The 17,762-nt window shown below is 42.4% G+C and carries 11 protein-coding genes; 8 read left to right on the top strand and 3 right to left on the bottom strand.

Features of this window, described 5'->3' with window-relative positions; translation table 11 throughout:
- Positions 1-24 precede the first annotated feature (24 nt).
- From HMPREF0847_RS09315 to pabB, 3 genes are all read right to left on the bottom strand, one after another.
- Positions 25-783: an ABC transporter permease gene (locus HMPREF0847_RS09315; RefSeq protein ID WP_008808324.1), complete on the bottom strand. Its 759-nt coding sequence runs from the start codon at positions 781-783 to the stop codon at positions 25-27.
- 16 nt (positions 784-799) lie between these two features.
- Positions 800-1,708 carry an ABC transporter ATP-binding protein gene (locus tag HMPREF0847_RS09310; RefSeq protein WP_008808325.1) on the bottom strand — a complete coding sequence of 303 codons (909 nt, stop codon included), beginning with the start codon at positions 1,706-1,708 and terminating at the stop codon, positions 800-802.
- A 220-nt stretch (positions 1,709-1,928) separates the two neighbouring features.
- Positions 1,929-3,662, bottom strand: coding sequence for an aminodeoxychorismate synthase component I (pabB, locus tag HMPREF0847_RS09305; RefSeq protein WP_020992813.1), 1,734 nt, complete (start codon positions 3,660-3,662; stop codon positions 1,929-1,931).
- A 132-nt stretch (positions 3,663-3,794) separates the two neighbouring features.
- On the opposite strand from pabB, the gene HMPREF0847_RS09300 reads away from it, so the two are divergent.
- From HMPREF0847_RS09300 to HMPREF0847_RS09265, 8 genes are all read left to right on the top strand, one after another.
- Positions 3,795-4,166 (top strand): hypothetical protein, encoded by a 372-nt coding sequence (locus HMPREF0847_RS09300; protein WP_008808327.1) that lies wholly within the window; start codon positions 3,795-3,797, stop codon positions 4,164-4,166.
- Positions 4,167-4,446: 280 nt separating this feature from the next.
- Entirely contained in the window at positions 4,447-6,699 is a 2,253-nt protein-coding gene (gene metE, locus HMPREF0847_RS09295; RefSeq protein WP_008808328.1) for a 5-methyltetrahydropteroyltriglutamate--homocysteine S-methyltransferase, read from the top strand.
- A gap of 137 nt (positions 6,700-6,836) precedes the next feature.
- On the top strand, positions 6,837-7,691 hold the full coding sequence (gene metF, locus HMPREF0847_RS09290; protein ID WP_020992812.1) for a methylenetetrahydrofolate reductase [NAD(P)H]: 855 nt from the start codon (positions 6,837-6,839) through the stop codon (positions 7,689-7,691).
- Between the two features lie 466 nt (positions 7,692-8,157).
- Positions 8,158-10,542 carry a phosphoketolase family protein gene (locus HMPREF0847_RS09285; RefSeq protein ID WP_008808330.1) on the top strand — a complete coding sequence of 795 codons (2,385 nt, stop codon included), beginning with the start codon at positions 8,158-8,160 and terminating at the stop codon, positions 10,540-10,542.
- 221 nt (positions 10,543-10,763) lie between these two features.
- Positions 10,764-11,606: a Cof-type HAD-IIB family hydrolase gene (locus HMPREF0847_RS09280; RefSeq protein WP_008808331.1), complete on the top strand. Its 843-nt coding sequence runs from the start codon at positions 10,764-10,766 to the stop codon at positions 11,604-11,606.
- A gap of 11 nt (positions 11,607-11,617) precedes the next feature.
- Entirely contained in the window at positions 11,618-12,214 is a 597-nt protein-coding gene (locus HMPREF0847_RS09275) for a histidine phosphatase family protein (protein WP_008808332.1), read from the top strand.
- The gene (locus tag HMPREF0847_RS09270) at positions 12,211-12,822 is read left to right on the top strand and encodes a histidine phosphatase family protein (RefSeq protein ID WP_008808333.1); all 612 of its coding nucleotides are present in this window, start codon (positions 12,211-12,213) and stop codon (positions 12,820-12,822) included. Before HMPREF0847_RS09275 ends, HMPREF0847_RS09270 begins: the two co-directional genes overlap by 4 nt.
- Positions 12,823-13,269: 447 nt before the next feature.
- Positions 13,270-17,754 carry an SGO_0316/SGO_0317 family LPXTG-anchored serine peptidase gene (locus tag HMPREF0847_RS09265; protein WP_020992810.1) on the top strand — a complete coding sequence of 1,495 codons (4,485 nt, stop codon included), beginning with the start codon at positions 13,270-13,272 and terminating at the stop codon, positions 17,752-17,754.
- Positions 17,755-17,762: the final 8 nt, after the last annotated feature.

Genomic DNA, 17,762 nt, shown 5'->3' with positions numbered 1-17,762 from the left:
ATTGTTTAAAATACTACTAGCATCTTATAAATTTTTTGTTTTAAAAATCTTCAGTCCCCCAATGAGAAAGAGGAGGGTAACAACTGATGTCGTAAGGATGGCCTTGATGACAGTTCCTCCATCAGCTGCCATAGCAGTGTTGAAACGTAGAGTGAGATAGGGGAGCCATTCATTATCAGGATAAAAGATAAGAGGGATAGATAGTAGAGCTCCACCAATAAAATAGGTTAAAAAGCTAGATACGATAGAGTGACTGGCATAGAGGACCAAAGAGATGATGCTAATCCAAGAGATAGTGCTGAGAAATTGAACGAAAAGAGCAGCGCCCAGATGAGGCAAAAAAGAGCTAGGGGCAGTTCCGATTCCGTTGGACAGGCTGGCAGTCACAAAGGAGATAGCCAGAATAAAGAGAAGGTGTAGAAGTGCGATACTAACGCAAACAAAGAACTTAGAAAAATAATAGCTGAGTTTAGAGATGCCATAGCTGAGACAGTTTTTGTAGAGCTTTCGTGATAGATCCACTCCAAGGACCATACTGATGATAATGATGGTGAAAAGGAGTAGACTGTCTGTATTGCCTGCAAAATAGTCCAAAGCTTGAAGGCCGGTTAGTTTTCCTAGAGATTGACTAGCAGCCGCATTTCTGGAGATATTTGCTCCAAAATGAATATTTGCTTGAAGGAAGGTTGCTGAGGAAATCACACAGAATAATAAAAACTCAGTAATCCAAAAGCCTTTTGAGCGCATGAGCCGGTAAAAATCGGCACGAATGAAGTCGATCATAATGAGCCTCCCTTTGTTACTCAACTAAATCCGTAAAGAAGTTTTCCAGATTTTGGCGAGCATAGTAGATTTCTTGCACAGGTAGACCTGCAGCTACAAGTTCCTCTACAATCTTGCTGATTTGGTGCGAATGAGTGAAAATATGAATTTCGTCAGAAGCATTGACCACCTTAATCCGATAATTAAGCTGGTCATGAATAAGCCGGCTGGCTTCTTCTAATTTGGAAGTCTTAAGAACAATATAGTCTTCGCTTTGCTCTTCAAACTCAGACTTAGAAATTTCTCGAATCAGTCGGCCTTGTTCGATGATGCCAAACTTTGTTCCCACTAAATAGAGTTCAGATAAGATGTGGCTGGAGATGATAAAGGTCATCCTCAATTCTTCGTTGAGCCGTTGGACCATTTGACGGAATTCTTTAATACCGACTGGGTCTAAACCATTGATCGGTTCGTCTAGAATCATCAAATCTGGCTTAGATAGCAAGGCGATAGCAATACCCAAACGTTGCTTCATACCGAGTGAAAAATCTCTGAATTTCTTCTTGCCAGTATCTGTTAAGTTTACGTATTCCAAGGTTTCTTGGATAACCTTGTCAGCATGGGGGATATGGCGGAGTTTGCAGTAGTAGTTAAGATTTTCGTAGGCTGTCAAATGGTTGTGAGCTACTGGAGTTTCGATGACAGACCCGACCCGCTTGAGACCTTGCGTCCATTCTTTTTGATTTTGAGAACCAAAAAGAGAAACACTGCCACTATCTGCCTCTAGTAACTGAGCGATAATCTTGATGAGGGTCGTTTTTCCGGCTCCATTTTTCCCGATAAGACCGTAAATGTCACCTTTTTTGATGGTCAGACTCACGTCGGTCAGGGCATATTGTTGGCCGAATTTCTTGCTAACTTGCTGTAAAACCAAAATATTTTCCATGATGAGTTCTCCTTGTATAGATAGGGAGAGGAAGCTCTCTTTTCACTATCCAGTATAGTACCAATCTTTCAAATAATTCTCAAGCATTTCTAAAATATTTCTAAAGTTTTTTAGCAAAAAAATTCCTGCAAATAGCAGAAATTTTTCAGGTATATCTAGCTTATGTAAGTCCTTTATCAATCATCGAAAGCTTTGAGATACAAGGTTTTAATGCTTACTTTTACATTAGTGGCTTGCGGTCCAATTCCAGCTCATACAGTCCTCTAACTGCATTGCAGGCATAGATTTTATCGGCTTTAGCTAGGTCAGCTAGCGTTAAAACTTTCTCAGTGGCCTTACCCTCATCCAGCAGTTGCTGGCGGTAGATGCCCTTGAGAAGACCCAGTTCTGCCGGAGGCGTGTAGAGTTTGCCGTCTAGCTCCAGTAGTAGATTGCCAATAGAGGTTTCCAGCAACTGGCATTGGGAATTATAGTAAATCTGTTCTTGCTGTTCCAAGGTCAGATGTGGCCGATGACTGGTTTTGAAATAGGTGAAAGGCTGGGCTAGATTGGCTGTCTGCTCGACCAGTTTTGCCTTTCTGAAAGTCTCTGTTAGTGGCAGTAGAGGGGCCGTTTCTAGCCCAATGCTACCGTCTTTTTTTAGAGCTATACGCAGCCTATAATCCTGCCCTTTATCCAGCTGAGCACAGGTTTCTTCTAACTCTTGCTCTAGTTTGTCTTGGTCAAAAGGATAGGCGAAGTAGCTAGCTGCTTCTGCCAGTCTTTGCAGGTGCTGGTCTTGCAGGGTCAGCTTTCCATCTGTCACTTTTCCAGTAGAAATCAGGTCGAATCGCGGATTCTTTCGATAGAGAACGGCGGATTTTTGCTGAGTTTCGATGTATTCAGATTTCCACGTGCTATCCCAAGTGATGCCGCCGCCAACGCCGTAGATGGCGTTTCTTCCCTCTAGCTGAATGGTGCGGATGGCAACGTTAAAAATCCGTCTCTGGTCTGGTAGGCAGATGCCGACTGTACCGCAGTAAACCCCGCGAGCAGCTTTTTCTGTCGCCCTGATGATAGCCATGGTCGAAATCTTAGGAGCGCCAGTGATGGATCCGCAAGGAAAGAGCGCCTTGAAAAGCTCAGCCAGTCCAATTCCCTCATGCAGCTGACTTTTGATGGTAGAGGTCATCTGCCAGACCGTAGAGTATTGCTCGACGTTGCAGAGTCGCTCAACCCGCTCGCTACCCGTCCGAGAAATGCGGTTCATGTCATTGCGCAGCAAATCGACAATCATCATATTTTCTGCTCGGTTTTTGGCATCCTGGGCCAGCCATGCAGCCTGCTCTCTATCCTGCTCTAAGGTCAGTCCCCGATTGGTGGTCCCTTTCATAGGGCGAGTGGTTAGTTGACCTCGGTACTCCTCGAAAAAGAGCTCGGGACTGATGGACAAGATGGCGGTCTCATCATGCTCTACATAGGCATTGTAAGCTGCATTTTGCTCGACGACCAGCCTATTGTAAATAGCCAAGCTGTCCTCAGGATTGAGCTCCGCGCACAGCTGCACCGTATAGTTGACCTGATAGGTATCTCCCTGACGGATATGATGATGGATAGTCTCAATTGCCTTTTGGTATTCTTGTTCAGAAGTCAGCCCCTGCCAAGCCCCTGGCATCTCCACTTCCTCATAGGTCAAGGGAATGGCAGCCTGCTCGGCCTTATCGTGGATAGTAAAGTAGAGGAGGTATTCTTTCTGGAGCGGTGCTGAATGAACTCGGAACTTTTCCTCAAAGGCTGGAGCTGCTTCATAGCTGACATAACCGACAGCGTAGTATCCTTTCTCCTGCCAGCTCTCAATCTCTGTCAAAAGTTCCTCCACTTGGTCCAGGCGACGAGTCTTTAGCTCCCTGATAGGATTTGTGAAAATCAGGCGTTGGCCCAATTGCTTAAAATCAATAATCGTTTTCTTGTGCATAAAGTTATTTTATCACAAGATAATTTGAATGAAAACGGTTTTATCTGCTAGAGCATCAATTCTTTCAAGAAAGTTGACAGATTAGAAAGTGGTTATGTATACTATTTTAAAAAAAGAAAGAATGAGATTGTTATGAAATCGAATAAATTGTTATTGGTAAATGGAATTATCAGTATCTTAGGAGGTCTCTTAATCCTTTACGCTTCTTCTGAGAGATGGGACTGGAAAATAGTTGATTTGGTTCCTAAACTGGTCGAAAACTCTGGTTGGGGTGGCTTGGTAGTATTAATAAGCCTGCTGTTTTTGGCGCTTTCTATTGTCGGAATAGCTCATTATAGCGAAGACTCAAGAGTCAATAAGACTAGCCATAAGCTACTCTTTTTTGCCTCTATTGTTGGATTTATCCCTTTTTTGGGTAATTTTGCTGGCCTTTTATCTATAGGGGGAGGAGCTCTATACCTTTTAGATTTGCCGAGATTTAAGAGTGATGAAAAGGCTGAGTAAGCTGTGTCGCGTCCACTTTTTCTCATTCAAAGAACTCAGAAAATGATGGCGAAATAAGAAAAACCAGCGAGAAAATCGCTGGCTTTTCTTATTTTTGAGTTATAGTTTTTGATTATACCAAACAATAATTTCAATCAATGTCAGTTGTAAAATAGGGTTTTCTAATGATCAAAACAATCAGGATATAGTTTTTGGCTATATCAAAACTAGGGAAATTCCAATTATACAGAGGGTGGATTTTCTGATAAGATAAAATCAAGAAAAATTTTGGAGGACGCATATGTCAACAACTATCATTGGTTTCCCACGTTTGGGTGAATTCCGCGAATTGAAATTTACAACTGAAAAATACTTTAGAAAAGAAATCTCAGCTGACGAACTCTTGGCTGCAGCTAAAGAGCTCCGTGCTAAGCATTGGAATATTGTTAAGGAAAAAGGAATTTCTGAGATTCCATCAAATGATTTTTCTCATTATGATAATGTGCTGGATGCAGCTTTTCTCTTTAACGTGGTGCCGTCATCTGTGCAAGGCTTGGAATTGACTGACTTGGAGCGTTATTTTGCCTTGGCTCGTGGCTATCAGGGCGAAAAAGGGGATGTCCGTGCTCTTCCGATGAAGAAATGGTTCAATACCAACTACCACTATATCGTTCCTAAATTTGAAAAAGAAACTCAAGTAAAACTTGCAGGCCACAAGATTTTTGATGAATTTGCAGAAGCTAAAGAGTTGGGCTTAGTAACCCGTCCAGTAGTGGTCGGGCCATTCACCTTCCTGCAAGTATCTGACTTTGAAGATGGTGTGGCACCGGCTGACTTTGTAGATGCCTTGGTGGCAGCTTATCAAGAAGTTTTTGCAAAACTGGCAGAGCTGGGCGCAAAGCGTATCCAGTTGGATGAGCCAAGCTTGGTCAAAGATTTGTCTGCAGAAGAAAAAGCTCTCTTCTTGGACCTTTATAAGAAGCTTTTGGCAGACAAGAAAGGTCTTGAAGTCTTAATTCAAACCTACTTTGGTGACGTTCGTGATATCTATTCTGATCTTGTAGAGTTGCCAGTAGATGCGATTGGTTTGGACTTCGTTGAAGGTAAGAAAACTCTTGAACTTGTTAAAGGTGGCTTCCCAGCTGACAAGACTCTTTATGCAGGTATTGTCAATGGTAAGAACATCTGGCGCAACAACTACGAAAAGAGCTTGGCTGTTCTTGAGCAAATCCCAGCTGAAAACATTGTCTTGACTAGCTCATGCTCACTTCTTCATGTGCCATTTACAACAGCTAACGAAGAATTTGAGCCAGCTATCTTGAATCACTTTGCCTTTGCAGTTGAAAAATTGGAAGAACTTCGTGACTTGGATGCTATCCGCAATGGTCAAGGTGCGGAAGCTCTTGAGGCCAACAAAGAACTCTTTGCGACTGAACGTGTGGGTGAAAATGCAGAACTTCGTGCACGTATCGCTGGATTGACAGACGCTGACTACACTCGTTTGCCAGCCTTTGCTGAACGTGAAGCCATCCAAGAAGAAGCCTTTAAACTTCCAGCTCTTCCAACAACAACAATCGGTTCATTCCCTCAAACAAAAGAAGTTCGTGCCAAACGCTTGGCCTTCCGTAAGGGTGAATTATCACAAGAAGAATACGATGCCTTCCTTGCTGAAACCATCGACGAATGGATCAAATGGCAAGAAGAAGTTGGATTTGACGTGCTTGTACACGGTGAGTTCGAGCGTAACGACATGGTTGAGTACTTCGGTCAAAACTTGTCAGGTTACCTCTTCTCTAAGAATGGTTGGGTACAATCATACGGTATGCGTGGGGTGAAACCACCAATCATCTGGGGTGATGTGACTCGTCTCAACCCAATCACTGTTAAATGGTCTAGCTACGCACAAAGCCGTACAGACAAACCTGTCAAAGGTATGTTGACTGGACCTGTTACCATCCTCAACTGGTCATTCCCACGTGAAGACATCTCTATCAAGGATTCTACTCTTCAAATCGCTCTTGCTATCAAGGATGAAGTTCTTGATCTCGAAGCTGCAGGAGTGAAGATTATCCAAATCGACGAGGCTGCTCTTCGTGAGAAATTGCCACTCCGTCGTAGCGACTGGTATGAAGATTACCTTGACTGGGCAATTCCAGCCTTCCGCTTGGTACACTCAACAGTAGCGCCAGACACTCAAATCCACACTCACATGTGTTACTCAGAATTTACAGATATCATCCCAGCTATCGACAACATGGATGCGGACGTTATTTCCTTTGAAGCAAGCCGTTCAAACCTTGAAATCTTGGATGAACTCAAAGCGAAAAACTTCCAAACAGAAGTAGGACCTGGTGTTTACGATATTCACTCACCACGTGTGCCGAACGAAGGCGAAATCGACCACACCATCGAAGCTATTCTTGCCAAAGTACCAAGCAAGAAAGTTTGGATCAACCCTGACTGTGGTTTGAAAACACGTGGTATTCCAGAAACCAAAGCTAGCTTGGTTCGTTTAGTAGAAGCAGCCAAAGCAGCTAGACAACACTTGAAATAATCCTCCTCTGACATAATCGTTTGTTTTTATAGAGGGCAAACAGAAAATTTAAACCGGAGCTGACAATCCTGCAGAAATTGTTCCTGTAGGATTGTTCTCAGCTTAGCGGTATATCACTGAAAGGAACTTTTTATTTTATGGTTCGTCACCACACACCTAGTCTCTCATTTGAAGTATTTCCTCCCAATCCAGCAGTAGGCAATGAAAAAATAATCCAAGCTCTTCGGGAAATGCAGGATATTGCACCTCACTATATTAGTGTGACTGCTAGCAATAATAAATTTAATATAGAAGAGACAACGGTTCGTTTGGCTGACTTCATCTATAATGATTTGAAGATTCCTACCATCGCTCACCTTCCAGCGGTCTATCTAACCAAGGAAATGGTCTTAGATACACTCCAGGCTTTGGACAAGGTTGGGGTGCATAAGATTTTAGCTCTAAGAGGGGATATTTTCCCTGATGTAGCACCCAAGGATGATTTTAAGTACGCGACTGACTTAATTGAATACATCAAAGAAGAAGCACCGCACTTTGATATTGTTGGTGCCTGCTACCCGGAGGGACACCCTGACTCGCCAAACCAAATCTCGGATATTCAAAATCTCAAGAAGAAAGTGGATGCAGGCTGTTCTAGCCTTGTAACTCAGCTTTTCTTTGATAATGAGCGTTTCTATGATTTCCAAGACAAGTGTACCTTGGCAGGGATTGATATTCCCATTCATGCAGGGATTATGCCAATTCTTAACCGTAATCAAGCGCTTCGTCTCTTGAAAACGTGTGAGAATATCCATCTTCCACGTAAATTCAAGGCCATCTTAGATAAGTATGAGCATGACCCTGAGTCGCTCAGAGCAGCAGGACTTGCCTACGCCGTGGATCAAATCGTGGACTTGGTGACTCAAGATGTAGCGGGTGTTCATCTATATACTATGAACAATGCTGCAACTGCCCATCATATTTACCAGGCTACACATACATTTTTCTCTTAATATTAACCCCCTATCCCTTATTCTTCTCAGACTGATAGATATTCAGCACGTCTTGAGTTAGGTCTGGAAGAGAGGGGATTTTTTAGTCTCTGTAAGTTTTTATTTATGCATGTTCTTGGCTGTTTTTGATCTCGGAGTATGAAATTGCTTACATTTCTTATAAATCAGCTGAAACAGATTATTTTATATAAAGTTAATTAAATTGTTTCATATTCCAAAAAGTATGGTAGAATGGTAACATAGGAGTTTTAAATCTTATTGGTTAACTTCTTTTATATCACACCTATACTTCTACTAGATACAACCTCCTGACCCAATAAAGTATGGAAGTGAAAGAGGGAAAATTAAACAGCTAAATGTTTTATTTTTTGCACTTTTCAGGGGTTATCTTGGGAGAGACCAGGTGTAGATTCATGTTTAGGGACTTAGCTATGGCTAATCAACCCAAATAGAAAGGCGAGGAAACATGACAACAGATTATAATTCTAAGGCTTATTTAGAAAAAGTTGATGCTTGGTGGCGTGCTGCTAACTATATTTCGGCAGCTCAAATGTACCTAAAAGACAATCCGCTTTTGAAACGCGATGTGGTAGCTAATGATCTAAAAGCTCACCCAATCGGACACTGGGGAACTGTTCCAGGGCAAAACTTCATCTACGCTCATTTGAACCGGACGATTAATAAATATGACCTAGATATGTTCTACATTGAAGGACCTGGTCACGGTGGTCAGGTAATGGTTTCAAACTCATACCTCGACGGCTCATATACAGAGTTAAATCCAAATATTCCTCAAAACGAAGAAGGCTTCAAACATTTGTGCAAGATCTTCTCATTCCCAGGGGGTATCGCTTCTCACGCGGCACCTGAAACACCAGGTTCTATCCATGAAGGTGGAGAACTCGGTTATGCCCTATCTCATGCAGCAGGAGCTATCTTGGATAATCCAGATGTGATTGCAGCAACTGTTATCGGTGATGGTGAAGGGGAAACTGGTCCATTGATGGCAGGTTGGTTGTCAAATACTTTTATCAACCCTGTTAATGACGGTGCTATTCTTCCAATTTTCTATCTTAACGGTGGTAAAATTCACAACCCAACTATCTTTGAACGTAAAACAGACGAAGAATTGACCTTGTTCTTTGAAGGTTTAGGTTGGAAACCTATTTTTGCTGATGTAACAGCTATTTCAGAAAATCATGAAGCTGCTCATGCTCTTTTTGCGGCTAAATTGGACGAAGCAATCGAAGAAATTAAGAAAGTCCAAGCTGAAGCTCGTAAAGGATCAGCTGAAGAAGCAACTCAAGCTATTTTCCCAGTATTGGTTGCCCGCATTCCAAAAGGATGGACTGGTCCTAAGTCATGGGAAGGTACTCCAATCGAAGGTGGTTTCCGTGCTCACCAAGTGCCAATTCCAGTAGATGCTCACCATATGGAGCATGTTGATGCCCTTCTTGATTGGTTGAAATCTTACCGTCCAGAAGAATTGTTTGATGAGTCTGGAAAAGTCTTGCCTGAAATCGCTGCGATTGCACCGAAAGGTGACCGCCGTATGGCTATGAACCCAATCACTAATGCTGGTGTTATCAAACCAATGGACACTGCTGATTGGAAGAAACACGCCCTTAAGTTTGGAACTCCAGGTGAGATCGTGGCTCAAGACATGATTGAGTTTGGTAAGTACGCTGCTGACTTGGTAGATGCTAACCCAGATAACTTCCGTATCTTTGGTCCGGACGAAACAAAATCAAACCGTCTGCAAGAAGTTTTCACTCGTACTAGCCGTCAATGGTTGGGCCGTATGAGACCTGAATACGATGAAGCTTTGAGCCCAGCAGGTCGTGTTATTGACTCACAATTGTCAGAGCACCAGGCTGAAGGTATGTTAGAAGGTTACGTCTTGACTGGTCGTCATGGCTTCTTCGCATCTTACGAATCATTCCTTCGTGTAGTAGATTCAATGGTGACGCAACACTTCAAATGGTTGCGTAAATGTAAGACTCATACTACATGGCGTAAGAACTACCCAGCCTTGAACTTGATTGCAACTTCAACAGTATTCCAACAAGACCATAATGGTTATACTCACCAAGATCCAGGTATCTTGACTCACTTGGCAGAGAAAACTCCAGAGTATATCCGCGAATACTTGCCTGCAGATACAAACAGCTTATTGGCTGTTATGGATAAAGCCTTCAAGGCAGAAGACAAGGTTAACTTGATTGTTACTTCAAAACACCCACGTCCGCAATTCTACTCAGCTGAAGAAGCAGAAGAATTGGTACGTGAAGGTTACAAGGTTATTGACTGGGCTTCAACTGTGTCTAACAATGAAGAGCCTGATGTTGTCTTTGCAGCAGCAGGAACTGAGCCAAACTTAGAAGCTCTTGCGGCAGTATCTATTCTCCACAAGGCCTTCCCAGAGCTTAAGATTCGCTTTGTTAACGTGGTTGATATCTTGAAATTACGCCATCCATCTGTAGATGCGCGTGGACTTTCAGACGAAGAATTCGACAAAGTGTTCACAACAGATAAGCCAGTCATCTTTGCTTTCCATGGCTATGAAGGAATGATTCGTGACATCTTCTTTAACCGTCACAACCACAACCTTCGTGTTCACGGTTACCGTGAAAATGGAGACATCACTACTCCGTTTGATATGCGTGTTATGTCAGAATTGGATCGCTTCCACTTGGCTCAAGATGCAGCAAATGCAGCACTTGGTGCAACAGCAGCTGACTTCTCTGCTAAAATGGACGAGACAGTGGCTTACCACAATGCTTACATCCGTGAAAACGGTGATGATATCCCAGAGGTTCAAAACTGGAAATGGGAAAACATTAATAAATAATCTTTAAAAGGCTAGGAATTTTTTCCGGCCTTTTTTGTGTATTTGAGAAGCTAATTATTTAAATAAATCATAGAATAGTATCAGAATCTCTGATTATTTCATAGGAAAAGGCTTTCAAATAAGTATATAATAGAAGAAAACTAAATAACTTCACTAAAACAAGTTAATTTAGAGTGAGAAATATACAAATTTTATGTCAAAAATGAGAAGGAAGGTGCTTTATGACGAGAAAAATCATCTTTCTGGATGTGGACGGTACCATCATCGACTATGATAATCATATACCGGAGTCTGCTGTGATCGCCATTCGACGGGCGCGGGAAATGGGACATCTGGTCTATGTCTGCACAGGTCGCAGCAAGGCTGAGATGCCACCGGAAATTTGGGATATTGGCTTTGATGGCATGATTGGTGGCAACGGGTCTTATGTAGAGCATGAGGGGCAGGTTGTTCTGCACCAACTGATTCCGTCAGATGTCGCTAAGAGGCTAGTGGACTGGCTTCAGGAGCGGAGGCTAGAGTTTTACCTAGAGAGTAATAACGGTCTCTTTGCAAGTAGGGGCTTCCGCGAAGCAGCACGACCAGTGCTTCGGACCTACATCCTTGGAAAAGGAGCCAATCCAGAAGAAGTCGTAAATATGGAGGCAGAAGAAGCCCTTCATGGTTTGGTTTATTGTGGAGAGCTCTATCGGGACGACTTGAACAAAGTCAGCTTTATCCTCAAGAGCTACCAAGACCATCTGGACTCTAAGGTAGCTTTTCCTGAGCTCAAGGCGGGTACTTGGGGTGGCAAGGGGGAGCATGCCCTCTTTGGTGACTTGGGAGTCAAGGATATTACCAAGGCGCATGCTATTGAGGTTCTGCTAAAGCATCTTCATGCTGACAGGGCGGATACTCTGGCTTTTGGCGATGCCAAGGTTGATATTCCTATGCTGGACTATTGTCAGGTCGGGGTCGCTATGGGAAATGGCGGAACAGAAATCAAGGCCATGGCCGATATGGTGACAGATTCGGTCAGTCAAGACGGTCTCTACAAGGCCTTTGAAAAGTTAGAACTCATCTAAAGGAGATATGAATGATGGCAAAAACTCTTTATCTGATGCGGCACGGCCAGACGCTTTTCAATCTACGCCATAAGGTGCAGGGATGGTGCGATGCTCCTCTGACCGATTTTGGTATTTATCAGGCCAAGGTGGCAGGGCGATACTTTAAGGATGCTGGTATTATATTTGATGATGCTTATAGCTCTACTCAAGAGAGGGCCTGTGATACCTTGGAATTGGTAACGGACGGTAAGCTTCCTTATAAGCGTGTGAAGGGGCTCAAGGAGTGGAACTTCGGCACCTTTGAGGGGGAAAGCGAGGATCTCAATCCGCCCCTGCCTTATGGAGATTTCTTTGTGACCTATGGCGGTGAATCACAAGATCAGGTGCAGGAGCGTATGGCGTCGACCATTCTCCAGCTCATGCAAGAGACAGATGGTCAGTCTGTGCTCATGGTCTCCCATGGCGGATCTATGGCTAATTTTGCCAGAGCTTGGCAGAAAAACTGGCGTCTGGATGATTTAGGTCACATGACCAACTGCGGTATCTTGAAGTTTACTTTTGAAGATGACCAATTTTACTTAGAAGAAGCCATTGGTCACGATTTTAGCGACTGGGAGGAAAAATGAAAGATTTATATTTGATGCGGCACGGTCAGACTTTTTTCAACCAAGAAGGCTTGGTGCAGGGAGCTTGCGACTCTCCTTTAACAGAACTGGGGCAGGATCAAGCCCGGCAGGCAGGAGCTTATTTGAAAGAGCGGGGCATTCGTTTTGGTCATCTCTATTCCTCCACCCAGGAGAGGGCTTCTGATACCTTAGAACTCGTTTCCGGCCGGACCGACTATACTCGTCTCAAGGGCATTAAAGAATGGAATTTTGGTCTTTTTGAGGCTCAGCCCGAACGCCTGCAGCCGAAATTTCGACCAGGAGCTACCTCTTTTGAAGACCTCTTTGTCCCTTATGGCGGAGAAGGCGTGGACCAAGTCGGTGAGCGCGTACTGGTCACTCTGACTGAGGTCATGGAGCAGGCAGGAGCAGAGCCAGTCTTGGCTGTTAGTCATGGCGGTGCCATGTGGGCCTTCTATCTCAAGATTGCAGCTCAAGCTCTGGATCCCAAGGTGCGCTTTGGCAACTGCGCCATCTGCCATTACCATTATGAGCAGGGACACTTTAAGCTGGCAGAAGTTATTGACCCTCTGACGGGTAGTGTGTATGAGTGTGAAACTTCTCTTTGACTATAAAAAAAGAGAATAAGTACGGAAAAAGATCAGACTCAAGTTCCTTTTCTAGATATGAAATACAGTCCTTAGAAATACTTTTCAGAGGACTTTTTATTTATCATTCGTCAAAAATACAATATGAAAACAAGCGCTAGACTATTTTCATACTATTAACAATCTAACTAGCCAAATATTTTTTGGAAAGGAACTTGTAGTTGATCTAGATTCTATCTAATGGATTTGTAAATTCAAATGAGAGGAAAATAGCGAGAAATTCCTTATTTATGAGGCTTCTAAGGGGATTTTTGAACTAATTTCTAATATTTTTCTAAGATTAATTGTCAGAAATATTAATATTATACTACACTTATATATTTCTACTAATTTTCATTGACTTTAAAACATAGAAAGACTACAATGAAGCCGAGGCAAGCGCTTACAATTTATATAGGAGGTCCAATTATGAGAAACGACAGACAACAACGCTTCTCTTTTCGCAAATATTCAGTTGGCTTAGTATCCGTGGTAGTCGGATGCCTTTTTTATAGTCCAACTGTCTTAGCCCAAGAATCAGGAGTCAATCCACAACTGGAGCCACCAGCAATCGTCGAACAGAGTTCCGAACTTGTACAGCAAGAAGATTCGAAGTCGGAACAGCCAGAGTTAGCACCTTCAGATACAGATACAAGGAGTCAGGAGTTGCCTAACTCTGAAACGAAGAGTGAGACAAGGAAGACAGATGATGAAGGAGACAAGACCCAGGTTGTTGAATCTGTCGCAAATGAAAATGGACAAGAAAATAAAGCATTGGAGGAAAAGTCAGGTAAGGAAATATCGCCTAATCAAAATAAGATAGATTCAGAAACTACAAAGAAAGAAGTGACACAGGAGCCTAAAAAGAATGATTCAGAAGCAAGAAAAAATGATGCAAATGTTGAGTCAGATATTGCGAATAAAGTAGATGAGGAGGCCCGTGTTCAAGCCGTAGTCCGTCTGGCAGGAGAAAAAAAGGAGACACCAGTAGGAGCTACACAAATTGAAGCTCGTATGCATGAAAATCAACCAATCAAAGCTGCGGTCTTAAAGGAATTGGACGAAAAAGGAATCCAATATAAGAAATTAGCAGATTTTGATCTGATTTTTAATGGTTTTGTTTTAGAAACAAGCTATAAGGAAGCTTTGAAGATTCGTCAGGTAGCCAGAGTTGAAAAAGTTGACATCACACCTCTTTCAACTGCCAATACTCCTCAAGATCTTCCTAAGAAACAAAATACCTTGTTGCCAACCAAGGTTAGTGATGAAAATGAACTAATCAATCTCCAACCATTATGGGATAAGGGGATAAAAGGACAAGGACGTATCGTCGCAGTTCTTGACACTGGTCTTGATTACGAGCATAACTTCTTTAGTTTGACAGACAAAAGCAAGGCCAAATACCAGAATAAAGAGCAAATGGAAGCTGCTATGAAAAAAGCAGGAATTACCTATGGTAAATGGTATAACGATAAGGTGGTTTATGCTTATAACTATTCTGATATGAATGATGAGATCAAAGAGGACGATCCTCGCTCACACGGAACTCACGTAGCCGGTTCAGCAGTTGGAAATGCGACCAAACCAGCTCCAACTGGAGAACTACTTAAAGGGGTAGCTCCAGAAGCACAACTGATGTTTATGCGGGTCTTTTCAGATAAGAAAGGAATGACTGAGCAAGGCTTTATTGTTGCAAAAGCTGTAGAAGATGCTGTTAAGCTTGGAGCAGATACAATCAATATGAGTTTCGGTGGCATTAGTGGTTCAGAAGCTGATACCAATCCTCTTACTCGACAAGCCTTTGAATTTGCTAGAAAGTCAGGTGTTGTCATAAACGCTGCGGCAGGAAATTATGCGGTGAATGGATATTGGCAAGCCAAACCAAAAGCAGATGCTCCTGATACTGGAACAATTGACGAACCAGCTATTGAGAATGGCGTTTTAGCAATCGGAGCCTTTAATAATAAAATTGACCATGTGACAAAGATTCGCTTAGAAATCCCTGCCTTAAAAGATAAGAAAGAATTTCAAAATGGTCTTGTTGATTTACCGGTCTATCGGCTCATTTTCCCTGTTGAAGGTCCGCAGTCTTATGTCCATGTTGAAAAAGGTGGAGAAGAAGCTTACCGGGTAGCTTCTGTCAAAGGGAAAATTGCTTTAGTTGAGAGTGGTGGCGATGTTACGGATGAAGATAAGGTAAACTCCCTTCGTCAAGCTGGTGCCAAAGGGGTTTTGGTTTATCAAAATGAGGAACAAGGAGACCAGCTCCAAAATCTTCCAATGGGCTACTGGGGTTCCTTCTATCCTGTCAGCGTGCTAGGACATAGTTTAGGTAAAGAATTAGCTGCGCATGCTGGTGAGTATAAGCTGACTTTCCATCAAGAGGTCAAAAAGGTTCCTTATAGTGAAGCTAATAAGATGCTCTACTTTACAGGTTGGGGACTGTCAACAGAAGGAAAACTGAAGCCGGATGTAACCTTGCCAGGTGGCATGATTTATTCTGCTATTCCGAACGGTTCTTACGACATGGATGGTGGGACTAGTATGGCAACTCCTCATGCTGCGGGAGCAACAGCCTTGATTAAGCAGGCATTAGAAGAAAGATTCCCGCAATATAGTCCAGAGCAAATTCATACCTTGCTTCGTCAACTGGTTATGAGTACAGCTAAACCTCACAAGGACAAGGAAAGCAATACCTATTCTTCAGTCCGCCAACAAGGTTCTGGTCTGATGGATGCTGCGGGAGCTGCTTTTGGCAATCTGTATGTAACTGGAAAAGGAACGGATAGTAGTCTGACACTTGGAAATGTTAAAGAAAGCTTTACCTTCGAGGTGACTGTTCATAACTTGTCTAATCAAGCTCAAGAGCTCAGCTACCATACTGTTGTCAATACAGATCAAGTTGAAAATGGTCGGATTACACTTCAAATGCGTCAGCTACTGGACCAAAAGGGTGATAAGACTGTCCTTGTACCTCCAATGGGTAGTGTGACAATTCCGATTAAGATTAATACGAGCGCCTATACCAAAGAATTATCCCAACAAATGAAGAATGGCTATTTCCTAGAAGGTTTCGTCTTCTTCAAGGATGCTAAGATGCAAAAAGATTTAGTCAGTCTTCCATATATCGGCTTTAAAGGACATTACCAAGACCTACCTGGTATCGAAAAGCCAGTTTATGAATTTACTGGTAAGGAAAAACCTTTCTATTACTATCAAGATGAGAAAGCGGAAAATCCAGTCAAGGATCCAGGAAATCATTTTACTGCTTTAGTCAGCTCTATTCGTAGAGATGGTAAGAAAGAGCAGGTTGTACTGGGTGAAACAGACGGTAAATACGATGGTAACGCCTTGGTATTTTCTCCAAATGGAGATGGGCATTTTGATACGGTTAAACTAAATGCGGTCGTTTTGAGAAATGTTGATAATATCCATTTAGCAGTCTACAAAGCAGATGATACGAAACGTGAACACCCGATTTTTGAACAAGGAAACGAAAGTGAGAAAAAAACCGATTATGGCTGGAGAATTAACGATAGAAGTAGAATCCTTTATGCTAGTCGTTGGACAGGGAAAGACCAAAACAATCAGGTTGTTCCGGATGGGGAATACCAATACGTTCTTACCTATCGTCCAAGTACTCCTGGAGCAAAACCTCAAGAAATCGTTTTGAAGGTCAAAGTCGACAATCAGGTCCCTCAATTAGCGTCAACCAAAGATCTCTATGATCCAAAAACACGTATCTTTAAACCGGGAACAATTATTGAGGAAGGTAGTGGTCTGGCAGGTAAATACTTATCCTACGAAAAAGACGGCCAAACTATTGAAATCAGCCCGAATCAAGATGGTTCGTATTTGATCCCAGAAGGGGTTGATCCAGCAACTGTTCGTTTTTATATTTGGGATAAGGCTTATAATACCAATACTTTAACCCTTGATGGTCAGAACGCTTATAAGTCGGCTGAGAAGGAATCAGGAAAATCAAGAGGAAAAAGAAGTTCTGAGGACGGTCAAGCAGAAGCAACAGATGGAAGGCTAGAAGTTCGTGTTGTTGATGAAGAGGGAAATCCAACCTCTCAATATCCTGAGATGATGCGTTACCAAGTATTCGACAGTAAGGGCAATCGAATTGATAAAGAGTTTAATACTTATTATGAAAGTGAGTTGCCAAGGTTGCCATTTGGTAGCTATACTGTCAAAGTAGTTGCACAAGATGAAAACTATTCATGGGTATCGCCTACAACTGTAACGGTTGAGTTGACGAAAGAACATCCTGAAGGCCTAGTCAACTTTGTTTACCATTACAAATCTAAGAATCGATTTAACGTAGTCTTTGATAAGGATTTACCATCTGGAACTAGAGTATTTGTTACTCGTAAGGATAACGGAGAACAGCATGAATTAGAACAAACCCTCTATGAACCAAAGACTTTTGAAAAGATTTTATTAAATGGAGATTATCAGATTCATATTGAACTGCCAAAAGGTTATCGTGCGGTAGAAAATGATGTTTTCTATTCAGTAGGAGAAAAAATCAATCGCTTCTTAACAACATTTGTAGAAGTTGCAGAAGACAATCCGGTTAATCCGAATCCAACACCGAATCCAATCCCAAATCCAGTACCAGATCCAAAACCAGATCCACTCATTCCGGATAAGACATCCGATCCTGGTAAAGGAAAAGAAGTGGATAAAGAAGATCGGCTAATTGCGAAAAAAGCAGACTTGCGTCCAATGTATGTCAAACCAAGTGAAAAGAAGGAAGAGGACATACGAGAAGTCTCTGACTTGGATCCAAAAGAAAGCTTGCCAAATACCGGACAAGCTGGGGATGGCATGAGTCTGTTAGGCTTGTTCTTGTCACTTTGCACCTTTGGACTCATTCGTAAAAGAGGAAAAGAAAGTCAGGATTAATCACTTAA

Source organism: Streptococcus sp. 2_1_36FAA (assembly GCF_000161955.2).
GTDB classification, from domain to species: domain Bacteria; phylum Bacillota; class Bacilli; order Lactobacillales; family Streptococcaceae; genus Streptococcus; species Streptococcus gordonii.
This window is presented reverse-complemented; position numbering and strand designations above follow the sequence as displayed.

What these genes read in the sequence shown, in the direction of transcription:
- HMPREF0847_RS09280 (WP_008808331.1), top strand. Translation starts at nt 10,764, where the DNA reads ATGACGAGAAAAATCATCTTTCTGGATGTGGACGGTACCATCATCGAC.
- metF (WP_020992812.1), top strand. Translation starts at nt 6,837, where the DNA reads ATGGTTCGTCACCACACACCTAGTCTCTCATTTGAAGTATTTCCTCCC.
- HMPREF0847_RS09270 (WP_008808333.1), top strand. Translation starts at nt 12,211, where the DNA reads ATGAAAGATTTATATTTGATGCGGCACGGTCAGACTTTTTTCAACCAA.
- HMPREF0847_RS09315 (WP_008808324.1), bottom strand. Translation starts at nt 783, where the DNA reads ATGATCGACTTCATTCGTGCCGATTTTTACCGGCTCATGCGCTCAAAA.
- HMPREF0847_RS09285 (WP_008808330.1), top strand. Translation starts at nt 8,158, where the DNA reads ATGACAACAGATTATAATTCTAAGGCTTATTTAGAAAAAGTTGATGCT.
- pabB (WP_020992813.1), bottom strand. Translation starts at nt 3,662, where the DNA reads ATGCACAAGAAAACGATTATTGATTTTAAGCAATTGGGCCAACGCCTG.
- HMPREF0847_RS09310 (WP_008808325.1), bottom strand. Translation starts at nt 1,708, where the DNA reads ATGGAAAATATTTTGGTTTTACAGCAAGTTAGCAAGAAATTCGGCCAA.
- HMPREF0847_RS09265 (WP_020992810.1), top strand. Translation starts at nt 13,270, where the DNA reads ATGAGAAACGACAGACAACAACGCTTCTCTTTTCGCAAATATTCAGTT.
- HMPREF0847_RS09275 (WP_008808332.1), top strand. Translation starts at nt 11,618, where the DNA reads ATGATGGCAAAAACTCTTTATCTGATGCGGCACGGCCAGACGCTTTTC.
- metE (WP_008808328.1), top strand. Translation starts at nt 4,447, where the DNA reads ATGTCAACAACTATCATTGGTTTCCCACGTTTGGGTGAATTCCGCGAA.
- HMPREF0847_RS09300 (WP_008808327.1), top strand. Translation starts at nt 3,795, where the DNA reads ATGAAATCGAATAAATTGTTATTGGTAAATGGAATTATCAGTATCTTA.